Below are 22,438 nucleotides of genomic sequence, written 5' to 3' on the forward strand. Positions count from 1 at the left end.
GAAGCCATTCCCACTCGATGGAGTGAAACCCGCCGACGGCCTGATCCGGCCTCGCCCGAATCGCGTTAATTGCGGTACGGGCGGACGCCCGTGAACACCTCCGGAAGGCAGGAAGCCATGAGGCACATTCGCCGAAGTGGTCTGGCCACACTGATGGTCACGGGTGGCGCGCTCGCGCTCTCGGCGGGCGCCGCGCACGCCGACGCCGGTGCACAGGGCGCCGCTGTCGGTTCGCCGGGCGTCGGCTCCGGCAACACCGTGCAGTTGCCGGTGCACGCCCCGGTCAACGTCTGCGGAAACACCGTCAACGTCGTCGGACTCCTCAACCCGGCGTTCGGCAACCGCTGTGCCAACACGAGCGCGTCCGGCGGCTACGGCTCGGACGCCGACGGCCCGGGCAGGGCCCACAAGGACCTGCCCGGCACCCCGCGCAGCGGCGGCCGGCACGCGGGCGGCCAGCACGGCGGCGGCTCCCAGCACGGCGGCTCCCACGCCGGTTCGTCCCACGGCGGTTCGTCGAACGGGGGCGGGGCCACCGCCGAGGGCCACGCCCACGGCTCGCCCGGCGTGCTCTCCGGCAACGGACTCCAGCTGCCCGTCGACCTCCCGGTCAACGTGAGCGGCAACTCCGTCAACGTCGTGGGCATCGGCAACCCGGCGTTCGGCAACACCTCGGTCAACGGCCCGTCCCAGCCGGAGGAGCCGGGGGAGGAGCCCAAGCCCACGCCGCCGCGGAACATCCCCCCGATCCCCGAGACGGAGACCGAGGAGCCCGCCCCGGCGCCGCGCCCGCAGACCAGCTCGGTCGCGCTCGCCAGCACGGGTTCGGAGCTCGTCGGCTACGCGGCCCCGGCCGGCGCGGCCCTGCTGCTCGGCGGCGCACTCCTGTACCGCCGGGCGCGCGGCATGGGCGCACAGGTCTGAGGCCCTCCGCGCGGTACCTCCCCGTCCTCACCCGGGGCGCCAGGCCCGGAGCACCGTCTCGATGGCGGGTGCCACCCTCGTCCGGGCCTGGTGCCGGGGAACACCGCGCATGAGCAGCGAGTCGTACTCGGTGTCGACATGCCGTACGGCGGCCCGCACCGCAGCCGTGACCGCGCCCCGGTCGAGCGCCCGCCCCGCCGCCGTACGTCCCACCCGGCCGCTGCCCTTGTGGGAGGCGTGGGCCGCGATCTCCGCGGCCCGGGCCAGCGGGCAGTGCGGGAAGAGCCGCAGGATCTCGGCCTCCAGCGCCGCCGTGACCTCCGAGTCCCGCTCCGCGCGCCGCGCCGCGTCCCGGACCCGGCGCCTCGCCCGCGCCTCGGCGTCCGCCAGGCAGGCAGCCTCCGCCCGGGCGAGCGCGGCCTCCTCGACGAGGAGGCCCTGACGCTCGTACCGGGTGCGGCGCCGGTTGTGCCGGACGACGACCGCCCACAGCGCGCTTCCCTCCCGCGCCCGGCGGGTCAGGGCGGTGTCTCCCCGGCGCAGGAACACCAGATGGCCCAGGTCGGCGCAGTCGAGGCAGACGGGCGCGTTGAACTCGACGATCATCCGCTCGAGGGGCCCTTGACGGCACTCCGAGCAGCGGCGCCGTTTGAGCGGTTCGACGACGACGGGTGCGACCAGGTCCACGACGTCCTCCTCTCAGCGCACGCCGGGAGCGGCGGCGGCGATGAACCGGTCGAGCGTCCCCTTCGCCTGCCGTGAACGGTGGGCGCGGTCCTCCTCGCCGGTCGCCTCGTGCATGCAGTTGGTCGTCTCGAAGGCCTGCTCGGCCAGTCGGCGGGTCTCCGCGTCCTCGCAGACCAACTGCACGCGGAAGAGCGCCTGTCGGGTGGCCGTGCGCTGACGGTACGAGGCGTAGCGCGACTCCTCCGCCCGGTCGGAGTCGGGGTCCTCCTCGGCGCGGAACCAGCGGTCGTTCTGGCTGCGCCGGTAGTCGACGACCGCTCCCGCGAAGGCGCTGTACGCCGCGATCCGCTCCTGCCGCAGCTGCTCGTCGCGGGCCAGCGCCGCCGTGCGCTCGGCGGCCCGGCTCTCGAACCAGTGCGTGGCGATCACACCCAGCAGGGTCCCCGCCACGGCGATCAGTGCCGTCTCCATGCCCCGGTCACTCCTCCGCATGCTCAAGTGGCCGCGATAATCGTTCGATTCACCGCCCCGGTCCCGGCTAGGGTCCGTCGCGTGGCAACGAAACTCAATCAGATCATCGCAGTGGAGAAGGGCGTCAAGTCCAGGGCGCAGCAGGACCTCACGTCGGCGCACCACGGGCTGCAGAAGCCCGCCCTGCTCGCGGGCATCTCCCGTACGTACCAGCCGAAGGACGAGGAGGGCGAGCAGCTTCCGCCCGAGTCCACTCTGGTGCAGGTGAAGGCCGAGGACGTACTGCGCGACACCGCAAGGGCGCTGACGAGGCTGTTCGATGTGACCGCCACCAAGGACTGGGCCAACTGCGAGGCGCGCGCCGACATCACGGTCGACGGGCGCGTCCTGGTGGGCCGGGTGCCCGTCGCGTACCTCCTCTTCCTGGAGAAGCAGCTGACGGACATCAACACCTTCGTGCGCAAACTGCCGGTCCTCGACGCGGCCGAGTCGTGGACGCAGGACCCGTCGACCGACGCGTGGAAGACCGAGGTCGTGCGGACGGTCCGGACGAAGAAGGTGCCGCGCAACCACGTCAAGGCGGAGGCGACGGACAAGCACCCGGCGCAGGTCGAGGTGTACTACGAGGACGTGCCGGTCGGCTACTGGACCACCGTCAAGTTCTCCGGCGCCCTGCCGGCCCGGCGGGTGAACGAGCTTCTGGAGCGGGTGGAGAAGCTCCAGCAGGCCGTGAAGTTCGCGCGTGAGGAGGCGAACAGCGCCGAGGTCACCGACCAGCGGGTCGGCGACGCCGTCTTCGGCTACCTCTTCGGGTAGCGGGGACACCCATGAACTCCCCGGCCGCAGTGACGGCCGGGGTGCGCGAGGAGCGCAAAGCTGAAACTGAGGCTTGTCGTGAATCCGCGGTTCCAGTGGAGGTTCGAGTCCTCCTCCCGGCACTCTCCTGCCGGGGTGGCCCAACCAGGCAGAGGCAGACCGCGTCAATCTCAGACTATTGCTCCAGACTCAGCATGCGCCGCTCATCGCCGGATCGACCGGGCCCGGGCCCTGGTGCGTCGAAATGCCAGTTCGAATCTGGTCCGCCGAGCTCGATCGGCGGTGGTCCAACGGCAGGACGCGACGCAATGACGACTGACCCGGGTCCTCAAGTGTGCCGGCGTGTGATGTGAGCGGCATCGAACAGGGTCCGGGGGCAGGCTACGCCCTCGGACCCGCTCCTTTTCCGGAGCCCTGACGCCCTACGGCGTTCGGGACTTCGCCGGTACGCAGAGCCGGGCGAGCACGGCGGCGGTCAGATACGCGAGCGCGCCGACGGCCATGCTGACACGCACCCCCACGCCGCCCCCGGCCGTGACGAGCAGGCTGCCGCCGAGCGCGACACCGGTGGCGCTGCCGATCTGCCGCGTGGTGTTGAAGAGCGCGGACGCGGTCCCCGAGTACGCCGGTGGAGCGGCGCCCATCACGGTGGCGGTCGAACCCGTGAGGGCGAAGGAGGTACCGAACCCCGCGGCCATCATCGGGGCCACCAGCAGGGCGTACGCGGGGTCGGCGCCGGCCGCGGCCCAGCCGGCCAGCCCCAGGGCGGCCAGCAGCATGCCGGAGACCACGAGCGGACGGTCGCCGGTGCGGCGGGCCAGCCGTCCGGACAGGACGGACGCGAACATGGTCATCGCCACGGCCGGGAAGAGCGCGAGACCCGTTTCGAGGGCGCCGTAGCCGCGACGCTGCTGGAACTCCAGGCTGGCGGTGAACACCATGCCGTAGAAGCCGAAGTTGAACAGCAGCCCGATGACGGCTCCGCCCCCCATGGCGCGGGACCGGAGCAGGTCCAGGGGCAGGGCGGGGGACCGGGCCAGCCGCTCGCGTACCGTGAACGCCACCGCGGCGAGGACGGCCAGGGCCAGTCCGCCGAGGACGACCGGGTCGGACCAGCCACGCCTGCCGGCCTCGTTCAGCGCCCCCGTCAGCAGCGCCACCCCCGCGACGACCGCGACCTGGGCCGGCCAGTCCAGAGCCCGGGTGGCGCGCCGCGGCGAGCGCTCCACATGGCGCAGGGTCAGCAGCAGACAGGCCGCGCCGACGGGCAGGTTGATGAGGAACACCCAGCGCCAGCCCACGGTGGAGACGAGCAGGCCGCCCAGGAGCGGCCCGGCGGAGGCGGCGATGCCGGCCATCGAGCCCCAGAGTCCGAACGCCCGCGACCGGGCGGCCGGCGCCGGGTAGGCCTGCTGGAGCAGGGCGAGGGAGCCGGGCACGATCAGCGCCGCGCCGAGCCCCTCCACCAGCCGGGCCGTCACGAGGAAGGGAGCGTTGGGCGCGAGAGCGCAGGCGGCCGAGGACGCGACGAAGACGACGACGCCCGCGCAGAAGATCCGGCGGTTGCCGAGACGGTCGCCCAGCGCGCCGCCGGTCAGCAGGAACCCGGCGAAGACCAGGGTGTACCCGTCGGTGATCCACTGGATCCCGGTGAGCGAGGCCGACAGCTCCCGGCCGATCACCGGTACGGCGACGTTGAGGATCGTCACGTCCAGGATCACCATGAAGTACCCGGCGCACACGGCCAGGAGCGGCGCCAGGGACCGTCGCTCCGGCGTGGGTGACGACTTCCCGAACTCCACGGCCTCAACTCCCATCCGTCCGTGGAGGCCCACGTCACGGCCAGCGTAGGGGTAGGGCGGCCCTACTGCCGGTAGCCGCTCAGGAAGCGTCCGATGCGGCTGATCGCCGCGTCCAGGTCGTCGGCGTACGGGAGGGTCAGAATGCGGAAGTGGTCCGGCCGTGGCCAGTTGAAGCCGGTGCCCTGGACCACCTGGATCTTCTCCCGCAGCAGCAGGTCGAGGACGAACTTCTCGTCGTCGTGGATCCTGTGCACCTTCGGGTCGAGGCGGGGGAAGGCGTAGAGCGCGCCCTTCGGCTTCACGCAGGAGACGCCGGGGATCTCGTTGAGCTTCTCCCAGGCCTTGTCGCGCTGCTCGTGGAGCCTGCCGCCCGGGGCGGTCAGCTCGTGGATCGACTGCCGGCCGCCGAGCGCCGCCTGGATGGCGTACTGGGCGGGGGCGTTCGGGCACAGCCGCATGGAGGCGAGCATGGTCAGCCCCTCCAGATAGCTCTTCGCGTGCTGCTGCGGGCCGCTGACGACCAGCCAGCCGGAGCGGAACCCCGCCACGCGGTAGGTCTTGGAGAGCCCGCCGAAGGTGAGCACGACGAGGTCGGGGGCGAGGGAGGCGGCCGGGTGGTGCACGGCCTCGTCGTAGACGATCTGGTCGTAGATCTCGTCGGCGAAGACCATCAGCCCGTGGCGGCGGGCGAGGTCGAGGATGCCCTCGACGATCTCCCGGGGATAGACGGCGCCCGTGGGGTTGTTCGGGTTGATGATCACGACGGCCCGGGTACGGTCGGTGATCTTCGCCGCCATGTCGTCGAGGTCCGGGTACCAGTCGGCCGACTCGTCGCAGAGGTAGTGCACGGCCTTCCCGCCCGCGAGGGTGGTCACCGCCGTCCACAGGGGGAAGTCGGGGGCGGGGATCAGCACCTCGTCGCCATCCTCGAGCAGCGCCTGGACCGCCATGGAGACCAGTTCGGAGACGCCGTTGCCGAGGAAGACGTCGTCGACGTCGACCTCGGGCAGGCCCATGGCCTGGTAGCGCTGGGCGACGGCGCGCCGGGCGGAGAGGATGCCTCGGGAGTCCGTGTAGCCGTGGGCCTTCGGGAGCATCCGGATCATGTCCTGGACGATCTCCTCGGGCGCCTCGAAGCCGAAGAGCGCGGGGTTGCCCGTGTTGAGGCGCAGGACGCTGTGGCCCGCCTCCTCCAGGGCGTTGGCGTGCTCGATGACCGGGCCGCGAATCTCGTAGCAGACCTCGCTCAGCTTGCTCGACTGCCGGAACTCCATGCGACGACCTCCCCAGAAGTATGGATGCTTGGTTTTACCAAGTTCGAGCTTGGAAAGTCCAACGACTTGTCTAGACTGCGTCGCATGCCACGTCAGCCACGACAGCCGCGCCGCCGGAGCTACGACCAGTACTGCGCCTCCGCGCGCGCCCTCGACGCCGTCGGCGACCGCTGGACGCTGCTGATCGTCCGCGAACTCCTCGCCGGGCCGCGCCGCTACACCGATCTCCACGCCGATCTCCCGGGCGTCAGCACGGACATGCTGGCCGGGCGCCTCAAGGACATGGAGAGCACCGGACTCGTCACGCGCCGCCGCCTGCCGCCACCCGTATCGGCGTACGTGTACGAACTCACCCCGCGCGGACGTGGACTGCTTCCGGTCCTGCGTGCCCTGGCGGAGTGGGGCGCGCAGGACCTGGACGCACCCCGCCCGACCGACGCCGTACGTGCCCACTGGTTCGCGATCCCGCTGCTCCGAGCCATGGAGGGCGTGGTGACAGGGGTCGTGCAAGTGACCCTGGACGAGGGCGTGTTCCATGTACGGATCGAGGGGGACGGAGGTGTCTCCTACGCGGACGGGCCCGCCGAGAGCCCGGACGCGCATCTGCGGACGGACACCGCGACCTGCCGGGCCCTGGCGAGCGGGGAGCTGAGCCTCGCGGACGCGGTCGCGGCGGGACGGGCGCGGCTGGATCAGACCGTACCGACCGGCTGAGATCGTTCGGCCGCCCGGGCCCCCTCCGCCGGGTTACCGTATGGCCGGTTTCCGCTGTCGTGAACAACGCGACCGCATCGGTGAGTTGGAGGGGTAGCCATGAGAACGGGCATATTCGGGGCGCGGCTGCGCAAGAGCCTGGTGGTCGCCGGCACGGTCGCCGGTGTGGCGGTCGTCCCGTCCGCCGCGCTCGCCACACCGGGCACCGGGGTGAGCGGCACCGTGCTGGCCAAGGGCACCTCCGACGGCAGGCTGAAGATCAAGCCGCCCAAGGGCGACACCGACGTCACCGTCCGCACCGTCACCATCGCGCCGGGCGGCTCCACCGGCTGGCACCACCACCCCGGCCAGCTCATCGCCGTCGTCCAGTCCGGCACCCTGACCCGCACCCTCGACGACTGCTCGGTCGAGACCACTCCCGCGGGCGAGGCCTTCATCGAACCGGCGGGCCGCAGGCACGTGCACATCGGACGCAACCTCGGCGCCGAACCCGTCGTCCTCTACGTCACCTACGTACTGCCCGAAGGCGCCCCGCTCTCCGTCGACGAGCCCGCGCCGGAGTGCGCGCAGGACTGACGCCCCTGCGGCGAACCGCCGTACGCGTGTGGCAGGGTCACGTCCGTGCGATTCGAAGCGATCACCTGGGAGCGGCTCTCCGAGACCCTGGCCGCGCATGTCGACGACGCCACCCCCGGTGACGGGAGCGCCTGGCTCAAACTCGCCATCGACGGCGCGCCCGCGGCGCCGACCGGCGAGACCGCGGAGCGGATCGCGCAGGCGCTGCGGCTGCGCGGCCGGTCCGTGCTCGTCGTCGGCACCGGAGGGTTCCTGCGGCCCGCCTCCCTCCGGTACGAGCACGGTAAGCAGGACCCCGACTCGTACTACGGCGAGTGGTTCGACACCGGCGCGCTGTGGCGCGAGGTGTTCGGCCCCCTGGAGGCGGGCGGCACGGGGCGCGTCCTGCCCGACCTGTGGGACCCGGTCACCGACCGCGCCACGCGCAGCACCTACGTGGAACTGCCGCCCGGTGGAGTGCTCGTGGTGCACGGGCCCTTCCTCCTCGGGCACTGGTTCCCCTTCGACACCACCGTCCATCTGCGCCTCTCGCCCGGAGCACTCGCCCGCCGCAGCGGGGAGCCCTGGACCCTGCCCGCCTTCGAGCGGTACGAGAACGAGGTCGGGCCGTCCGACGCGGCCGACGTGGTCGTCCGCGCCGACGACCCGCGCCATCCGGCCTGGACGGGACTCCCCGGCCAGGACCTGGCCTGACCGGTGCCCCGGGGGCCAGAGCCGGCCTCCCCGATCCCCGGGACCCCCAGGGAGTGTCCGCCGTCGGCGGCCGCCCGCCCACGCCGGGCATCCTCTAGGGGTGCGCCGTCGGCGGCCGCCCGCCCACCACGGTCACCGCCTCCGCTCCGGCCAGGCAGCCCGCTTCCGCCGCCTCTCTCGCGTCCGCGCCCGAGAGCCGGGCCGCCAGGAACGCCCCCGTGAACGCGTCACCCGCGCCCGTGGAGTCCACCGGCGACACCTCCGGAGCGGCGACACGGCCCGTGACCGCGCCGGACTCGGCGACCAGAGCACCCCCGGCGCCCAGGGTGACCGCGACCAGCGGGAACGCCCGGCTCAGTGCCACGGCCGCCTCCTCCGGCCCGGCGCACCCCGTGAGCAGCCGGGCCTCGTCGACGTTCGGGAACAGGGCCTGCACCCCTTGAGCGGCCGCCAGGAACCGCTCCACGCCCCACTGCTTCAGGAACCCCACGGACGCCGGGTCCACGCTCACAGGGATCCCCGCCTCCCGGGCGCCGCGCATCGCCCGCAGGGCGGCCGCACGGCTCGGTTCGGCGAAGAAGAGGTACCCCGAAAGATGGAGGCGAGCCGCCCCGTGGAGGAACGCGTCGGACCAGTCGGCGGGGGAGAGGCGCAGCGCCGCTCCGCTGTCCGTCAGGAACGTCCGCTCCGCGGCCGCGTCGACCAGGGAGATCACCGTCGCCGTGCCGACCTCGCCGTCCGGCACGAGCATCGGCCGCACGCCCGCCCGGCGGAGCGCCCTGTCGTGCCACCCCGCCTCGTCCGTGCCGACCCGGCCGAGCAGGGCCACCGGCGCTCCGCCCGAACGCGCCGCCCAGCAGGCCACGTTGGCCCCGGCCCCACCTGGCAGCCGCCGGATCGCGGCGGCCGTGTCGGTCGCCGGCGCCAGCGGTGTCCTGTGCCGGGCGACGATGTCGGTGACCACGTCGCCCACGACCAGCAGACCGCTCATGCGCCGCCGCCGGCGTACGCGGCGGCGATCCGTGCCCCGAGGGCCACGTTCCCGCGCACCGCCGCGAGGTTCGCCTCCAGGGACGCCCCGTCCGTGTGCACCATCAGATACTCCAGCAGGAACGGCGTCACTGCCTGGCCCGTGATCCGCTTCTCCTTCACCGCCGCGAGGCCCTGGGCGAGAACCCGGTCGTGCAGCTGCGGGTCCAACTGCTCCGCCACCGGCACCGGATTGGCGACGATCATCGCCCCACGGGGCCCGCCCAGCGCGTCCTGGGCCCGTATCACCCCCGCCACCTCCTCGGGCGTGCGCAGCGTCCAGTCGACCGGCTCACCCGAGGAGGCCAGATAGAACCCCGGGAAGTGCTCGGTCCCGTACCCCACCACCGTCACGCCCAGGGTCTCCAGCCGCTGGAGCGTCGCGGGGACGTCGAGGATCGACTTGACCCCCGCGCACACCACCGTGACCCCGACCCGGGAGAGCAGCCGCAGGTCCGCCGACTCGTCCTGCGTCTCGGTCCACTCCCGGTGCACGCCGCCGAGCCCGCCCGTCGCGAAGACCCGGATGCCGGCCGCGTCCGCCAGCCACGCCGTCGCGGAGACCGTCGTCGCCCCCGTCGCCCCGGTCGCGAGCGCCGGTGCCAGGTCCCGGTGGCCCAGCTTCCGCACCGCCGGATCCTCGGCGATTCTGGCCAACCCGTGTTCGTCGAGGCCGACATGAGCCACCCCGTCGATCACCGCGATCGTCGCCGGCACGGCGTCCCCCGCCCGCACCAGAGCCTCCAGCTCGCCGGCCACGGCCAGATTGCGCGGGCGCGGCAGACCGTGGGCGATGATCGTGGACTCCAGCGCGACGACGGGCCGGCCCTCGTGGAGCGCCTCCCGCACCTCTTCGTACACCTGTGTGGACATGTCCCATTTCTGGCGCACTCACGCACCACTCAAACCTGGGTGGCGAGGTTCGGCCACACGGTTCAGCCACACCGAGGCAGGGCGGGCAGCCGCGCCGCGTCGACCACCTGGATCACCGCCCGGGAGCCTTCGGACTTCGCGTTGCCCCGGCTGTACGCGACCGCCAGCGCCCCGCCCCTGGCCTGCGCGTAGCCGTACGCGGGAGTGATCCGCGTGTACGAACCCGTGCCGAGGTCGAGCGCGTACGACGTCTCCGGTGTGCGCCAGGTGACCAGGCGGCCGCTGATCCTCAGCTGGTCCATGCCGTCGACGGCCGGGGACGTGGTGACGACCGCCGTGGGCCGCGCGTCCCCCTCCCGCCACACCATCAGGCGCGGCTCGGCCTCGCCCGCCACCCAGGCCCAGGTGCCGCCACCGGACCCGCTGCCTCCGTTCCCTCCGTTCGCTCCGTTCCCTCCGCCGTCGGCGACGACCGAGCGGACGTCCCGGAGCGCGGCCAGGGGGCCCGGGAGCTCGGCGGGCCTCCCGTCCCTGAGCGAGACGGCGGCCAGCCGGGTGCCGGATCCCGTGGACTCGCGCCAGACAAGCAGTCCGCCCACCGCGAAGGGGGCGTCGACGACGCCCGTGTGCAGGGCGCGGGGTGCGCCGCCCGCGGCGTTGGCCGCGAACACCGTGGCCTCGCCGTCGCCCACCCCCTGCGCCCAGTGGACGGTGCCGTCGCGGACGACGGGCTGGGGAAGCGGGCCCGGCCGGTCGGCCCGGGCGAGCCGCCGCGACGAGCCCGTCTCGGCGTCCCACACGTACAGACTCCACGGGCTGTCCAGCGTCCGTCCCTCCAGGACGGCGAACGCGGCCCACCGGCGGCCGTCGAAGTCGGCCGCGAGCAGCTGGTGCTCGACCGGGTCGGCGAGCGCCAGCAGGGTGCGCGGCGGGCCGCCGCCGCCCACCAGCGCCGCCCGTCTGCGGTCGGCGCCGCTGAGCTGGACGGCCGTCCAGCCGGGGCCGGTGTCGGTCAGCGTCGCCCGCTCGCCCGCCGGTGCCCGCAGCTCGCCCGCGGAGAGCACGGAGCGCCAGGCCGCGGGCAGCTCCACCTCGCACGCGGCGGCGAGCGCGGTCGGCCTGGGCGCGGGGGCGGACGACTCGCGGGGCGCCGGTTCCGGGCCGCCGTGCCGCGTCGACGAGCACCCCGCGAGGAGGGTGCCCGCCAGCAGCAGGGTCAGCGCCGCCCGTGCGCCGACCGGGGAGCAGGACCTACCAGACGTACCCACGGCCGCCCATGATGGTCGTGATGGTGTCGGACGAGATGTGCGCCGACTTGGGTACGGAGCCCGCCCACGAGATCACGCTCGTGCTCACCCCGCCCACCGGGTCGAGGTAGTTGACCTGCCCGGCGGCGGTGTCCGCGTTGTACCCGTCGATCGCGACCCAGTGGAATATCTCCACGTTGGGGTGGCCGACGAGGTGGGGGCCGCCCGGTACCTCCCAGGCGTTGCCCGCTATCGCGTAGTCGTTGTCGGTGTTGTGGGTGATGTGCTGCCGGAAGTTCGCCTTGTCGGTGGCGGACGGCGTGTAGGGGAGCGCACGGGGGACGTAACCGGCCCCGGGGAGGCGGTGGTTCAGCGCGTCGGCCATGGGGTAGCCGGTGGGGCTCGGCACGTTGATGTTGACGCCGTACCAGGCGGTGCCGCCGGTGGTGGTCCGCAGGAGGTTCGCCGCGTCCTGCTGGGAACGGCCGGCGACCTCGTCGGCGGCGGACTGGGCGATCACGAGGGTGGCCGGACCGCACCAGTACGAGGTCTTCTGGGACTGGTGGACGCCACCGGAGAGCTTGTAGCCGACGAGCGCGCTCTGGGTGCGGATCCCGTCGAGCGCCCTGGACGCCTCCGCCTGCTTGGCGTCGCTCATTCTCTGCTGGGCCGGGGTCAGGCGCTGCGGCCCGAGGGTGTCGTACGCCGCCTTGTAGGAGGCGCCGGGGGCTATCGGTTCACGGGCCGAGGGCTCGGACGCGGCTTGCGCCGGGGGCGCGGCCGCGAGGACCGCGAGCAGCGCGGCGGCGGTCAGGACGGTGGCGGTGCGGGGGGCCTTGCGAGGGGTGAACGACGACGCGGGCATCGCACTCTCCTGTCGGAGGTGGGGGAGGAGGTCACGGTGGGATTTTGACGCGCACACGCCAGACTGGACAGGGGGTTCGGAGGATTCCGTCCGACCGACATTGGGCGCACCAAAGGCGCCTGCGGCGACCTGCGGGAACATCGGTCCACCGACGGTCCCGCCGGCTCTGTTCTCCAGCACCGCGGCGCCGGGACACAGGCCTCGGCGGTGTGCGCGTATGAGCGGTTCCGCCCCCGGGGGAGCCGAAGTGTTCATCTGCCACTTGTACGACGTCCGAGGGTCCGACTACGACCGGATGTACGCCGATTGGCCGCCTCCACCACTCCTACGGAATCGGTGGGTCGCCACCGGCTCCCGCCCGGCCGGCGCGGCGAAGTCTTCACCCGATCGCGCCGGGATCACCGCGACACCCCGCCCGGGCCTCGCCCGGAGCGTCGGCCCGGTCCGCGCGGCGGTGCGTCAGGCCGCACCTCGGATTTCGTCGCGGTCTGCCGATCCGGTGAAGTGGGCTGGTCAGGGGCGAAGCGGAGGGAATCGTTCCAGCCGGTCCTGACGGCGAGGCCGCCCGGAGCCCCCGCTACAGTCACCGGCCATGACGACACATGACCAGCCCTCGTTCGCCGTCCACATCCCCGACGCGGAGCTCGAGCCCGAGCCGCTCGACCCCGCCCAGATCGTCTCGGGAACACCCGAGGTGACCGGCAAGGTCCTCTGGGAGTCCGCCGACGGCAAGCAGGTGCGCGGCATCTGGCAGATCACCCCCGGAGTGGTCACCGACACCGAGGCCGACGAGCTCTTCGTCGTCGTCAGCGGGCGGGCCACCGTCGCCGTCGAGGGCGGCGCCACGCTGGAGATCGGGCCCGGTGACGCGTGCGTGCTGCGCGAGGGGGACCGGACCACCTGGACGGTCCACGAGACGCTGCGCAAGGCGTACCACATCAGCCTCTGAACCCCGGTGCGGTGAGGGGGCGCCGAGCCCGGTCGGACGCGGAAGAGCCCGGTCGGACGCGGAAGAGCCCGGTCGGACGCGGAGAGCCCGGTCGGACGCGGCGCCCGCTGCGGGCCGGCGCCGGACGCCCCCTCAGCCCCGCCGCAGCACGCCGCGTACCGCCAGCGCCGCCATCGGCAGCAGCAGGCACGCGCCCACCAGGTTCAGCCAGCCGTAGCCCGCGCGCGCCACGATCAGCCCGGCCATCAGGCCGCCGAGGCCGGCCGCGGTGTTCATGATGAAGTCCGACAGGCCCTGCACGGCCGCCCGCGCGGCCTGCGGAACCGAGTCCGTGAGCAGCGCCGAGCCCGACACCAGGCCCGCCGACCAGCCCAGGCCGAGGACGAACAGGCCTGCCGCGGTCTGCCCGTGGCTGGGGCCCGCCGTGCCCGCGAGCAGCGCCGCCAGGGAGAGGAGCCCGACCGCGAGGCCGATGACCGAGAGCCGGCCGAGGCGGTCCGACAGCCAGCCCATGACCGGGGAGAAGGCGTACATGCCGGCGATGTGCCCGCTGATCACGAGGCCGATCAGCTGGATGCCGGCGCCGTGGTGGCTCAGCGCCACCGGGGTCATCGACATGATCGAGACCATCGCGGTGTGCGAGGCGGCCACGGTGACCAGCGCGAGACGGGCCCCAGGGGACTTCCGCACGGCCCGCACGCCCGCCCTGAGGGAACGGCTCTCGGCCCCCTGGTCCTCCCCCGGGGCGGCCAGGGCGCGCGCCGTGAGCAGCGGGTCGGGGCGGAGCAGAGCCGCGACCACGAGCGCGGCGATCAGGAACGCTCCGGCCGCCCAGACGAAGGGGCCGGCCGTCGCCGGGATACCGAGTCCGGCCACGCTCTCTCCGGCCGGCGCGGCGATGTTCGGGCCGAGGACGGCGCCGATCGTCGTGGCCCAGACGACGGTGGAGATGGCCCGGCCCCGGTGATGCGGTTCGACCAGGTCCGCCGCGGCGAACCGGGCGGCGAGGTTGGCCGAGGAGGCGGCGCCGAACCCGACCAGGCCGGCGAGGAGCAGGGGGAAGCTGTTCAGGACCGCCCCGAGGACGGCGACGCCGGCGCCCAGTGCCCCGATGAGATACGCCAGGACGAGCCCGGGGCGCCGCCCGCGCGCACCCATCAGCGCGGCCAGCGGCATGGCGAGCAGCGCGGGGCCGGCCACCGTGGCCGTCGAGGCGAGGCCCGACAGGGCCTCCGTGCCGCTCACCTCCTTGGCCAGGACGGCGGCCAGGGCGATGCCGGTGGCGATACCGAGCCCGCCGAGGATCTGCGTGGCGATCAGCACGGCCTGGATCCGTCGCCGGAGTGCCGGCGGCACGGGTGCCGCGACGGGGGTGGATATCTCCGCCGGACGAGCGGCGTCAGGGGCATCGGGGGCGTTGGTCACTGACGAGAGTGTGCCAGCCGGCCCCGTCCCTGAGAACGGCGCCCGTGCGAGCCGCGGTCGCCGCGGCTCAGAAGAGGCGGAAGGACTCCCTCCAGGGCCAGCAGCGTCCGCTTCGTCTCCAGTCCGCCCCCGAAGCCGCCGATCCCGCCGTCGCTCTCCACCACCCGGTGGCACGGCACCACCACCGGCAGCGGATTGGCGCCCATCGCCGCGCCGACGGCCTGGGCGGCGCCCGGCTGCCCGACCCGCTGCGCCAGATCCCCGTACCCGACGACCGTCCCGAACGGCACACCCTCGGCCAGCTCGCGCAGCACCTGGCGGTTGAAACCCGTCGTCAGCGTCCAGTCCAGGGCCAGGTCGAACGCGCGCCGGTCACCCTCGAAGTACTCCGCGAGCTCCCGTATCGGCTCGGCGAGCCGCCCCGACGCGCTCTCCACCGGCTCCGCGCCGAGCTGCCCCGCCAGCCGGGCGATCGCGGTCTCCCGGACCGTCTCGTCGGCGTGGAAGACCACGCTCACCAGACCGCGCTCGGTCGCCGCGAGCATCAGCGGACCGATGCCGCTCGGCACGACCGCCCATTCCACCGTGGTGTCCATGACGATCACGGTACGACGGGGCACTGACATCGCGGTCGTCACGGCCGGGTCTCGTCTCGGTCTCACCGACGGCAATTCCCGGACCTCATGGTCGAACGGCCCGCCGCGCGCCATAATCTCGCCCCGGTAGGACTACTACTCAGCGGTACCGACTGTTTTCGGACGACGTGGGCACCACGGCTGGAGGTACAGACGCTCATGCAGGGCACGGTCGACGGATTCAGCTACGGCCTCGTCACCCCGGTCGCCGCCTACCTCATGGCCTGCCTCGGCGGCGCCCTGGGGCTGCGCTGCACGACGAGATCCCTGCGTCACCGCGACACCTTCAAAGCGGGCTGGCTCGCCCTCGGGGCGACGGCGATAGGCACGGGCATCTGGACGATGCACTTCATCGCCATGATGGGCTTCTCCGTCCGCCAGGCGCCGATCAGCTACGACCGCCCCATCACCTTCGCCAGCCTGGGCGTCGCCATCCTGATGGTGGGCATCGGCATCTTCATCGTCGGCCACCGCGGGGCCACCCCGCTCACCCTGGTCACCGGCGGCACCATCACCGGCCTCGGCGTCGCCACCATGCACTACCTCGGGATGGCGGGCATGAGGCTCCAGGGGACCATCGACTACGACACCCCCACCGTCGCCCTCTCCGTCGTGATCGCCGTCGTCGCGGCCACCACCTCGCTCTGGGCGGCCGTCTCGGTCCATGGATTTCTGGCCAGCCTCGGCGCCAGCCTGGTGATGGGCCTCGCCGTCAGTGGTATGCACTACACCGCCATGGCGGCCGTCAACGTCCATGTGCACGACTCCGCCACCGTCGCGGGCGGCGACACGGCCACCTCGCTGCTGCTCCCCATGCTGGTCGGTCCGGCCGTCTTCCTGCTCCTCGCCGCGGTCGTCGTGATGTTCGACCCGCTGCTCGTGATGGGCGACCCGGACTGGCAGCGGCCCTCCGCGCAGGGCCCCCACCGCCCCGGACTGCCGGCCCAGCGGCGCGCCCCCGCCTACGGCGAGCCGGCGAACTGGTCGGCCCGGCAGCCCGCCGGCCGGGGAGCCAGGGGAGCCCGGGGCGGCCGCGCGGACCGTGGAAGCCGCGGCGGCGCCAGGAGCGCGGGCCGGGGCGCCCACCGCTCCCAGGAGTGGTGAGGAGCGGCCCCGGGAAAAGGCCCTGAGGCGTTCCCCGCCCGACTGTCAGTGGGGGGTCGTACGGTGGTTCCATGCGGCCCGTTTCCCAGATCGAACGTACGGTGGCGCCCTTCGAGGTCGTCAGTCCCTACCAGCCCAGCGGCGACCAGCCGACGGCGATCGCCGACCTCGACCGGCGCGTCCGCGCCGGCGAGAAGGACGTCGTCCTCCTCGGCGCGACCGGCACCGGAAAGTCCGCGACCACCGCGTGGATGATCGAGAAGCTGCAGCGCCCCACCCTGGTGATGGCGCCGAACAAGACGCTGGCCGCCCAGCTGGCCAACGAGTTCCGCGAGCTCCTGCCGAACAACGCGGTCGAGTACTTCGTCTCGTACTACGACTACTACCAGCCCGAGGCGTACGTCCCGCAGTCGGACACCTACATCGAGAAGGACTCCTCGATCAACGAGGAGGTCGAGCGGCTCCGCCACTCCGCGACGAACTCGCTGCTCACCCGCAGGGACGTGGTCGTGGTCGCCTCTGTCTCCTGCATCTACGGCCTCGGCACGCCCCAGGAGTACGTGGACCGCATGGTCCCGCTCAAGGTCGGCGAGGAGATCGACCGCGACCAGCTCCTGCGCCGTTTCGTCGACATCCAGTACACGCGCAACGACCTGGCGTTCGCCCGGGGCACGTTCCGCGTCCGCGGCGACACCATCGAGATCTTCCCGGTCTACGAGGAGCTCGCCGTCCGCATCGAGATGTTCGGCGACGAGATCGAGGCGCTCTCCACGCTTCACCCGCTCACCGGCGAGGTCATCAGCGAGGACCGCGAGCTGTACGTCTTCCCCGCCAGCCACTACGTGGCGGGCCCCGAGCGGATGGAGAAGGCGGTCAACGGCATCGAGCGCGAGCTCGAGACGCGCCTCGCCGAGCTGGAGAAGCAGGGCAAGATGCTGGAGGCCCAGCGTCTGCGCATGCGCACCACGTACGACATCGAGATGATGCGCCAGATCGGCTCCTGCTCCGGCATCGAGAACTACTCGATGCACTTCGACGACCGCGAGCCCGGCTCCGCGCCCAACACGCTGCTCGACTACTTCCCCGAGGACTTCCTGCTCGTCATCGACGAGTCGCACGTCACCGTCCCGCAGATCGGCGCCATGTACGAGGGCGACGCCTCCCGCAAGCGGACCCTGGTCGACCACGGCTTCCGGCTGCCCTCCGCGCTCGACAACCGCCCGCTGAAGTGGGAGGAGTTCCAGCAGCGGATCGGCCAGACCGTCTACCTCTCGGCCACCCCCGGGACGTACGAGCTGTCGCGCGGCGACGGCTTCGTGGAGCAGATCATCCGCCCCACCGGCCTCGTCGACCCCGAGGTCGTCGTCAAGCCCACCGAGGGCCAGATCGACGACCTGGTCCACGAGATCCGGCTGCGGACCGAGCGGGACGAGCGGGTCCTCGTCACCACGCTCACCAAGAAGATGTCGGAGGACCTCACCGACTACTTCCTGGAGCTCGGCATCCAGGTCCGCTATCTGCACAGCGACGTCGACACCCTGCGCCGGATCGAGCTGCTGCGCGAGCTGCGGGCCGGCGAGTACGACGTCCTGGTCGGCATCAACCTGCTCCGTGAGGGTCTCGACCTGCCCGAGGTGTCGCTCGTCGCCATCCTCGACGCCGACAAGCAGGGCTTCCTGCGCTCCGGGACCTCACTGATCCAGACCATCGGCCGCGCGGCGCGCAACGTCTCCGGACAGGTCCACATGTACGCGGACACCGTCACGCCGGCCATGGAGAAGGCCATCGACGAGACCAACCGGCGCCGCGAGAAGCAGATCGCGTACAACACCGCCAACGGCATCGACCCGCAGCCGCTGCGCAAGAAGATCAACGACATCGTGGCCACCATCGCCCGCGAGGAGGTCGACACCGAGCAGCTGCTCGGCACCGGCTACCGGCAGGCGAAGGACGGCAAGGGGGCCAAGGCACCCGTCCCCTCGCTCGCCGCGCACTCGACCAAGGGCCGGGCCAAGGGCGGCAAGGCGGGTTCCACGGTCGAGCTCGGCGACCGCCCCGCGACCGAACTGGCCGCGATCATCGAGGAGATGACGGACCGGATGCGCGCCGCCGCGGCGGAGCTGCAGTTCGAGGTGGCCGCCCGGCTCCGTGACGAGGTGGGAGAGCTGAAGAAGGAGTTGCGCCAGATGAAGGAGGCGGGACTCGCCTGACCTCCCGGGCTGCTCGGCACGCCCGGTGTGTTGCAAGACCGACACAAAACGCGACCACGTCTGCTGTGTTGTCAGTGCCCCTGCGTAGGGTGCTGGGAAACCGCACGCACAGCGAGGCGGCCGCGGGGATCGCTAGGAGAGGGGACAGCGCGTGACGGTCAACATGACCAAGGGTCAGGCCATCAGCCTGGAGAAGCAGGGCGGGGGCGACCTGTCGTCCGTACGGATGGGGCTCGGCTGGCAGGCGGCGCCCCGGCGCGGTCTGTTCGGTTCGCGTACGCGCGAGGTCGACCTGGACGCCTCCGCGGTGCTCTTCGCCGACAAGCAGCCGGTGGACGTGGTCTTCTTCCGCCACCTGGTGAGCGACGACGGCTCGGTCCGGCACACCGGTGACAACCTGGTGGGCGGCGCCGGTCAGGGCGGCGACGACGAGTCGATCCTCGTCGACCTCCAGCGCGTACCGGTCCACATCGACCAGATCGTCTTCACGGTGAACTCCTTCACCGGACAGACTTTCCAGGAGGTGCAGAACGCCTTCTGCCGGATCGTCGACGAGACCAACGGCCAGGAGCTCGCGCGCTACACCCTGGACGGCGGCGGCCAGTACACCGCGCAGATCATGGCGAAGGTGCACCGGGCGGGCTCCGGCTGGAAGATGACGGCCCTGGGCAACCCGGCCAACGGCCGGACGTTCCAGGACCTGATGCCCGCGATCCTGCCGCACCTCTAGACGGCACGGCGGACGCACCCACAGCTCCCGGAGGCGGCAGGCCACCGGGAGCTGTCCCACATGTTCCACACGGAAGACACGGAAGACGCTGAGGGGACAGAGCCGATGACGGTCGAGCTGGTCCGGGGACAGAACCATCCCCTGCCCGACACCCGACTGGAGATCCGGGTCTCGGCCGGACATCCGGTCGTCGCCGGAGCCACCCTCGGCGACGAGGGGGGCCGGGTCCCCGGCGTCGAGTGGATCGCCCACCCGGGCTCGCCCTCGCTGCCCGGGGTCGAGGTCTCCCAGCAGGCCGCGGCCGACCACCGGCTCGCCGTCGACCTCGAAGCGGTCCCGGCGGCCGTGCACCGACTCTCGCTCCTCCTCGCCCTGCCCGTCGGCGTCGGCGGCCCGACCCGCTTCGGCACCGTCGCCGCCCCCTTCGTCGCCGTCACCGGCCTCGACGGCACCGAGATCGCCTCCTACACGATCACCGGCCTGGACCGTGAGTCGGCCGTCGTCGCCCTGGAGCTGTACCGCCGTCAGGGCACCTGGAAGGTGCGGGCGATGGGCCAGGGGTACGAGGGCGGTCTCGCCGCCATGCTCGGCGACCAGGGCCTCGAGCGCCCCGCCGATCTGGCCGCCACGATCCTGGAGGCCGTCGCCAGGGGGCTGGCCCGCTCGGTCTCCGCCCCGCCCCCGCGCGTCCCCGAGACCGAGCGCGTACGCCACTCGGCACCGGCGGCCGCTCCGGAGACGACGGCTGCCGCGGACTCGGCCCCCACACTGCCGGTGCCCCCGCCGCCTCCACCACTGCCCTCCACGCCGCTGCCCTCCACACCGGCGTCGTCCAACCCGGCCCCGTCCGGCGGGAGCACGGGCGACGGGACCACGGGCGGAGGGACCACGCACGGCGGCCCCATCAGCTATGCCCATCCGGGCCGCCGTACGGCCGCGCCCGAGCCCGACCCCCGGCAGGCACCCCCCGTCCCCGTCGCCGGGGACGCCGGCGGCTGGTCCATGGACGAGCGGCTCTACAACCAGGTCTGGGGCATGTTCGAGGACCTGGCCCGCACCACCGCCGCGTACCGCAGTGCGTGCGACTTCGCCGAGTCCCGGCTCGACAAGGAGCTCGACGGCGTGCTCTCCGACCCGCGCAGTCGCATCGGCGGCGCCGGGGACGCCGCCCGCGAGGCGGCCCGCGCCAGACACGACGAGCTCACCGGCCGCGCCCAGGAGGTCCTGGACCGGGACCTCGCCCAGCTCGCCGCGGAGTCCGAGGTCGTCGAACCGGCGCTGCCGCCTGCCTACGCCCGCTGGGACAACCCCGTCTGGCACGCCTACCGCGTCCCCATGGAGGCCCCCATGGCGCTGCGCCTGGGCGACCTCCACCTCCCCGAGCGCACGGATCTGCGCATCCCGATGCTGGTGAGGCTCCCGCTGGAGCGCGGCTTGTGGGTGGACTCCGGACGCGGGCGGTCCGAGGCGGCCGGGCTGCTCGACGAGGCCGAGCTGCGCCGGCTCGCGCTGGACACCGCCGTCGCGCACGCGGCGCGACTGCTCGCGGTGTACCCGCCGGGTGAGTTCACGGTCCATGTCGTCGACGCGGCGGGCTCGGGCACGACGGCGCTCGCGCCGCTCGTCGAGGCCGGGGTCCTCGGGGGACCGCCGGCGGCCGGAGCGGCCGGGGTCACGGCCGTCCTCGCCCAGCTCACCGAGCGCGTGGACCTGGTCCAGATGGCGCTGCGGGCCGGCGCCCCCGACGCGCTGCCGCCGGGCATGGACACGGCCGAGCAGCTGCTGATCGTCCACGACTTCCCGCACGGCTTCGACGACCGGGCGGTCAACCAGCTCCGCTACCTCGCGGACGAGGGCCCGGCGGTCGGGGTGCATCTGCTGATGGTCGCCGACCGCGAGGACGCCTCCGCGTACGGCCCGGTGCTCGACCCGCTGTGGCGGTCGCTGCTGCGGCTCACTCCCGTACCGGACGACCACCTCGCCGATCCCTGGGTCGGCCACGCCTGGACGTACGAGCCGCCACTCTTCCCGTCGGGGAGCCGGATACTGCCGCAGGTCCTCGCGCAGGTGGCCGAGGCACGACGGCAGTGGGGCCGCTGACCTGCTGCTTTGGGGGCTCTTTACCCTAGCCTTTACCTTTTCTTGGTTCTTCGGGTAGTCTTCTCGGCGCGGAGGGGAGTACTCCCCATGTGCGGCGTTCCCGTCAATACGGACGCACCCCGAGCGGGGTCGATCCCGGGGCGCCGGCCCGGCCCGTCCCGCGCGGACGGCCCGGGTGGAAGAGACCTCCGGCAGCGACGACGCTGATCAAGTAGCCGTACGACGCCGGAGGCGCAGTGGACGTTTCGACGACTCTCTGGGTGCTGACCATTCTCGGTCTGAGCGCCCTCATCGCGATCGACTTCTTCATCGGGCGCAAGCCCCATGACGTGTCGGTCAAGGAAGCCGGAATCTGGACGATCGTCTGGATCGTGCTCGCCGTGCTCTTCGGCGTCGGCCTGGCCTTCTTCGGCAACGGTCAGGCGTCCGGCGAGTTCTTCGCCGGATTCATCACCGAGAAGTCGCTCAGTGTCGACAACCTCTTCGTCTTCGTGCTGATCATGGCGAAGTTCTCGGTGCCCTCCCACCTCCAGCAGCGCGTGCTGCTCGTGGGTGTGCTGATCGCCCTGGTCCTGCGCGCGATCTTCATCGCCGCCGGCGCCACGATCATCGCCAGCTTCTCCTGGGTCTTCTACATCTTCGGCGCGTTCCTGATCTACACCGCCTGGAAGCTCATCCAGGAGGCGCGGGCCGGCGACGACGAGGACGAGTGGGAGGAGAACCGTCTCCTCAAGTCGGTCGAGAAGCGGTTCGGCGTCGCGGACAAGTACCACGGCACGAAGCTCTTCATCAAGGTCAACGGCAAGCGGGTGCTGACGCCGCTGATGGTCGTCATGCTCGCCATCGGCACGACGGACGTCCTGTTCGCCCTCGACTCGATCCCGGCGATCTTCGGCCTGACCCAGGACCCGTACATCGTCTTCACCGCCAACGCCTTCGCCCTCATGGGTCTGCGTCAGCTGTACTTCCTGATCGGCGGCCTGCTGAAGAAGCTGGTCCACCTCAGCTACGGCCTGTCGGTGATCCTCGGCTTCATCGGCGTGAAGCTGGTACTGCACGCCCTGCACGAGTCCGGGGTCCACGTCCCCGAGATCTCCATCCCGTTCTCGCTTTCGGTCATCGGCGGCGTCCTGGTCATCACGACGATCACCAGCCTGATCGCCTCCAGGAAGCAGGCGGAGCGCGAGGCCGCCGAGGCTGCCTCCGAGATCCCCGCCGCGGAGGCCGGGGAGACCGAGAAGGACAGCGTCGGCGCCTGACGGCGTACGGCACGGAGAACCACGCACCGCGGCCGGTGCGAGCGGCACACCACCG

Annotated in this window: 21 protein-coding genes; 11 read left to right on the forward strand and 10 right to left on the reverse strand. The window is 72.4% G+C overall.

Translation table 11 applies throughout. The features are described 5' to 3' along the window. Positions 1-117 precede the first annotated feature (117 nt). On the forward strand, positions 118-924 hold the full coding sequence (locus tag ACZ3IJ_RS16980) for a chaplin (RefSeq protein WP_467468866.1): 807 nt from the start codon (positions 118-120) through the stop codon (positions 922-924). A gap of 27 nt (positions 925-951) precedes the next feature. Here the strand turns inward: ACZ3IJ_RS16980 and ACZ3IJ_RS16985 are convergent, their stop codons facing one another. After that, positions 952-1,611, reverse strand: a complete 660-nt coding sequence (locus ACZ3IJ_RS16985; protein WP_467468869.1) for a DUF2293 domain-containing protein — start codon at positions 1,609-1,611, stop codon at positions 952-954. A gap of 12 nt (positions 1,612-1,623) precedes the next feature. Further along, the gene (locus tag ACZ3IJ_RS16990; RefSeq protein WP_467468871.1) at positions 1,624-2,082 is read right to left on the reverse strand and encodes a hypothetical protein; all 459 of its coding nucleotides are present in this window, start codon (positions 2,080-2,082) and stop codon (positions 1,624-1,626) included. Positions 2,083-2,163: 81 nt separating this feature from the next. On the opposite strand from ACZ3IJ_RS16990, the gene ACZ3IJ_RS16995 reads away from it, so the two are divergent. Further along, a complete protein-coding gene (locus tag ACZ3IJ_RS16995) occupies positions 2,164-2,898 on the forward strand; it encodes a DUF7873 family protein (protein ID WP_467468873.1) in 735 nt (244 codons plus the stop codon). A gap of 422 nt (positions 2,899-3,320) precedes the next feature. On the opposite strand, the gene ACZ3IJ_RS17000 is transcribed toward ACZ3IJ_RS16995, so the two are convergent. Together ACZ3IJ_RS17000 and ACZ3IJ_RS17005 are read right to left on the reverse strand one after the other, a co-directional pair. Next, positions 3,321-4,715: an MFS transporter gene (locus tag ACZ3IJ_RS17000; RefSeq protein ID WP_467468875.1), complete on the reverse strand. Its 1,395-nt coding sequence runs from the start codon at positions 4,713-4,715 to the stop codon at positions 3,321-3,323. 47 nt (positions 4,716-4,762) lie between these two features. Then, a complete protein-coding gene (locus ACZ3IJ_RS17005; protein WP_393497824.1) occupies positions 4,763-5,974 on the reverse strand; it encodes a pyridoxal phosphate-dependent aminotransferase in 1,212 nt (403 codons plus the stop codon). Positions 5,975-6,058: 84 nt separating this feature from the next. On the opposite strand from ACZ3IJ_RS17005, the gene ACZ3IJ_RS17010 reads away from it, so the two are divergent. The 3 genes from ACZ3IJ_RS17010 to ACZ3IJ_RS17020 all read left to right on the forward strand — a co-directional run bounded on the left by ACZ3IJ_RS17010 (position 6,059) and on the right by ACZ3IJ_RS17020 (position 7,957). After that, positions 6,059-6,688, forward strand: a complete 630-nt coding sequence (locus tag ACZ3IJ_RS17010; protein ID WP_467468878.1) for a winged helix-turn-helix transcriptional regulator — start codon at positions 6,059-6,061, stop codon at positions 6,686-6,688. Positions 6,689-6,787: 99 nt separating this feature from the next. After that, positions 6,788-7,264 carry a cupin domain-containing protein gene (locus tag ACZ3IJ_RS17015; RefSeq protein WP_467468880.1) on the forward strand — a complete coding sequence of 159 codons (477 nt, stop codon included), beginning with the start codon at positions 6,788-6,790 and terminating at the stop codon, positions 7,262-7,264. A gap of 45 nt (positions 7,265-7,309) precedes the next feature. Beyond that, positions 7,310-7,957, forward strand: a complete 648-nt coding sequence (locus tag ACZ3IJ_RS17020) for a nucleoside/nucleotide kinase family protein (protein WP_467468882.1) — start codon at positions 7,310-7,312, stop codon at positions 7,955-7,957. A 94-nt stretch (positions 7,958-8,051) separates the two neighbouring features. On the opposite strand, the gene ACZ3IJ_RS17025 is transcribed toward ACZ3IJ_RS17020, so the two are convergent. The 4 genes from ACZ3IJ_RS17025 to ACZ3IJ_RS17040 form a co-directional block, all read right to left on the reverse strand. Beyond that, complete coding sequence (locus tag ACZ3IJ_RS17025; RefSeq protein ID WP_467468884.1) at positions 8,052-8,948, reverse strand: carbohydrate kinase family protein; 897 nt, start codon at positions 8,946-8,948, stop codon at positions 8,052-8,054. Continuing rightward, positions 8,945-9,859: a pseudouridine-5'-phosphate glycosidase gene (locus ACZ3IJ_RS17030; protein WP_467468886.1), complete on the reverse strand. Its 915-nt coding sequence runs from the start codon at positions 9,857-9,859 to the stop codon at positions 8,945-8,947. The genes ACZ3IJ_RS17025 and ACZ3IJ_RS17030 overlap by 4 nt, the downstream gene beginning before the upstream one ends. A 62-nt stretch (positions 9,860-9,921) precedes the next feature. Further along, complete coding sequence (locus tag ACZ3IJ_RS17035) at positions 9,922-11,127, reverse strand: hypothetical protein (protein WP_467468888.1); 1,206 nt, start codon at positions 11,125-11,127, stop codon at positions 9,922-9,924. Beyond that, positions 11,111-11,971, reverse strand: a complete 861-nt coding sequence (locus ACZ3IJ_RS17040; protein ID WP_467468890.1) for a hypothetical protein — start codon at positions 11,969-11,971, stop codon at positions 11,111-11,113. Before ACZ3IJ_RS17040 ends, ACZ3IJ_RS17035 begins: the two co-directional genes overlap by 17 nt. A gap of 592 nt (positions 11,972-12,563) precedes the next feature. Between ACZ3IJ_RS17040 and ACZ3IJ_RS17045 the strand changes: the two genes are divergently transcribed. Beyond that, positions 12,564-12,920, forward strand: a complete 357-nt coding sequence (locus ACZ3IJ_RS17045; RefSeq protein WP_352186309.1) for a cupin domain-containing protein — start codon at positions 12,564-12,566, stop codon at positions 12,918-12,920. Between the two features lie 132 nt (positions 12,921-13,052). Here the strand turns inward: ACZ3IJ_RS17045 and ACZ3IJ_RS17050 are convergent, their stop codons facing one another. Next, on the reverse strand, positions 13,053-14,345 hold the full coding sequence (locus tag ACZ3IJ_RS17050) for an MFS transporter (RefSeq protein WP_467468892.1): 1,293 nt from the start codon (positions 14,343-14,345) through the stop codon (positions 13,053-13,055). After that, positions 14,342-14,941: a methylated-DNA--[protein]-cysteine S-methyltransferase gene (locus ACZ3IJ_RS17055; RefSeq protein ID WP_467468894.1), complete on the reverse strand. Its 600-nt coding sequence runs from the start codon at positions 14,939-14,941 to the stop codon at positions 14,342-14,344. The genes ACZ3IJ_RS17050 and ACZ3IJ_RS17055 overlap by 4 nt, the downstream gene beginning before the upstream one ends. 198 nt (positions 14,942-15,139) lie before the next feature. Between ACZ3IJ_RS17055 and ACZ3IJ_RS17060 the strand changes: the two genes are divergently transcribed. The 5 genes from ACZ3IJ_RS17060 to ACZ3IJ_RS17080 all read left to right on the forward strand — a co-directional run bounded on the left by ACZ3IJ_RS17060 (position 15,140) and on the right by ACZ3IJ_RS17080 (position 22,383). After that, positions 15,140-16,084 (forward strand): MHYT domain-containing protein, encoded by a 945-nt coding sequence (locus ACZ3IJ_RS17060; protein ID WP_467468896.1) that lies wholly within the window; start codon positions 15,140-15,142, stop codon positions 16,082-16,084. Between the two features lie 71 nt (positions 16,085-16,155). Next, positions 16,156-18,294, forward strand: a complete 2,139-nt coding sequence (gene uvrB, locus ACZ3IJ_RS17065; RefSeq protein ID WP_467468898.1) for an excinuclease ABC subunit UvrB — start codon at positions 16,156-16,158, stop codon at positions 18,292-18,294. A 151-nt stretch (positions 18,295-18,445) separates the two neighbouring features. Beyond that, on the forward strand, positions 18,446-19,024 hold the full coding sequence (locus tag ACZ3IJ_RS17070; RefSeq protein ID WP_391797982.1) for a TerD family protein: 579 nt from the start codon (positions 18,446-18,448) through the stop codon (positions 19,022-19,024). Between the two features lie 105 nt (positions 19,025-19,129). Beyond that, a complete protein-coding gene (locus ACZ3IJ_RS17075; RefSeq protein ID WP_467468900.1) occupies positions 19,130-21,124 on the forward strand; it encodes a TerD family protein in 1,995 nt (664 codons plus the stop codon). 236 nt (positions 21,125-21,360) lie between these two features. Further along, positions 21,361-22,383 (forward strand): TerC family protein, encoded by a 1,023-nt coding sequence (locus ACZ3IJ_RS17080; RefSeq protein ID WP_467468902.1) that lies wholly within the window; start codon positions 21,361-21,363, stop codon positions 22,381-22,383. Positions 22,384-22,438 lie beyond the last annotated feature (55 nt).

This window comes from Streptomyces sp. NPDC013317, assembly GCF_055563155.1.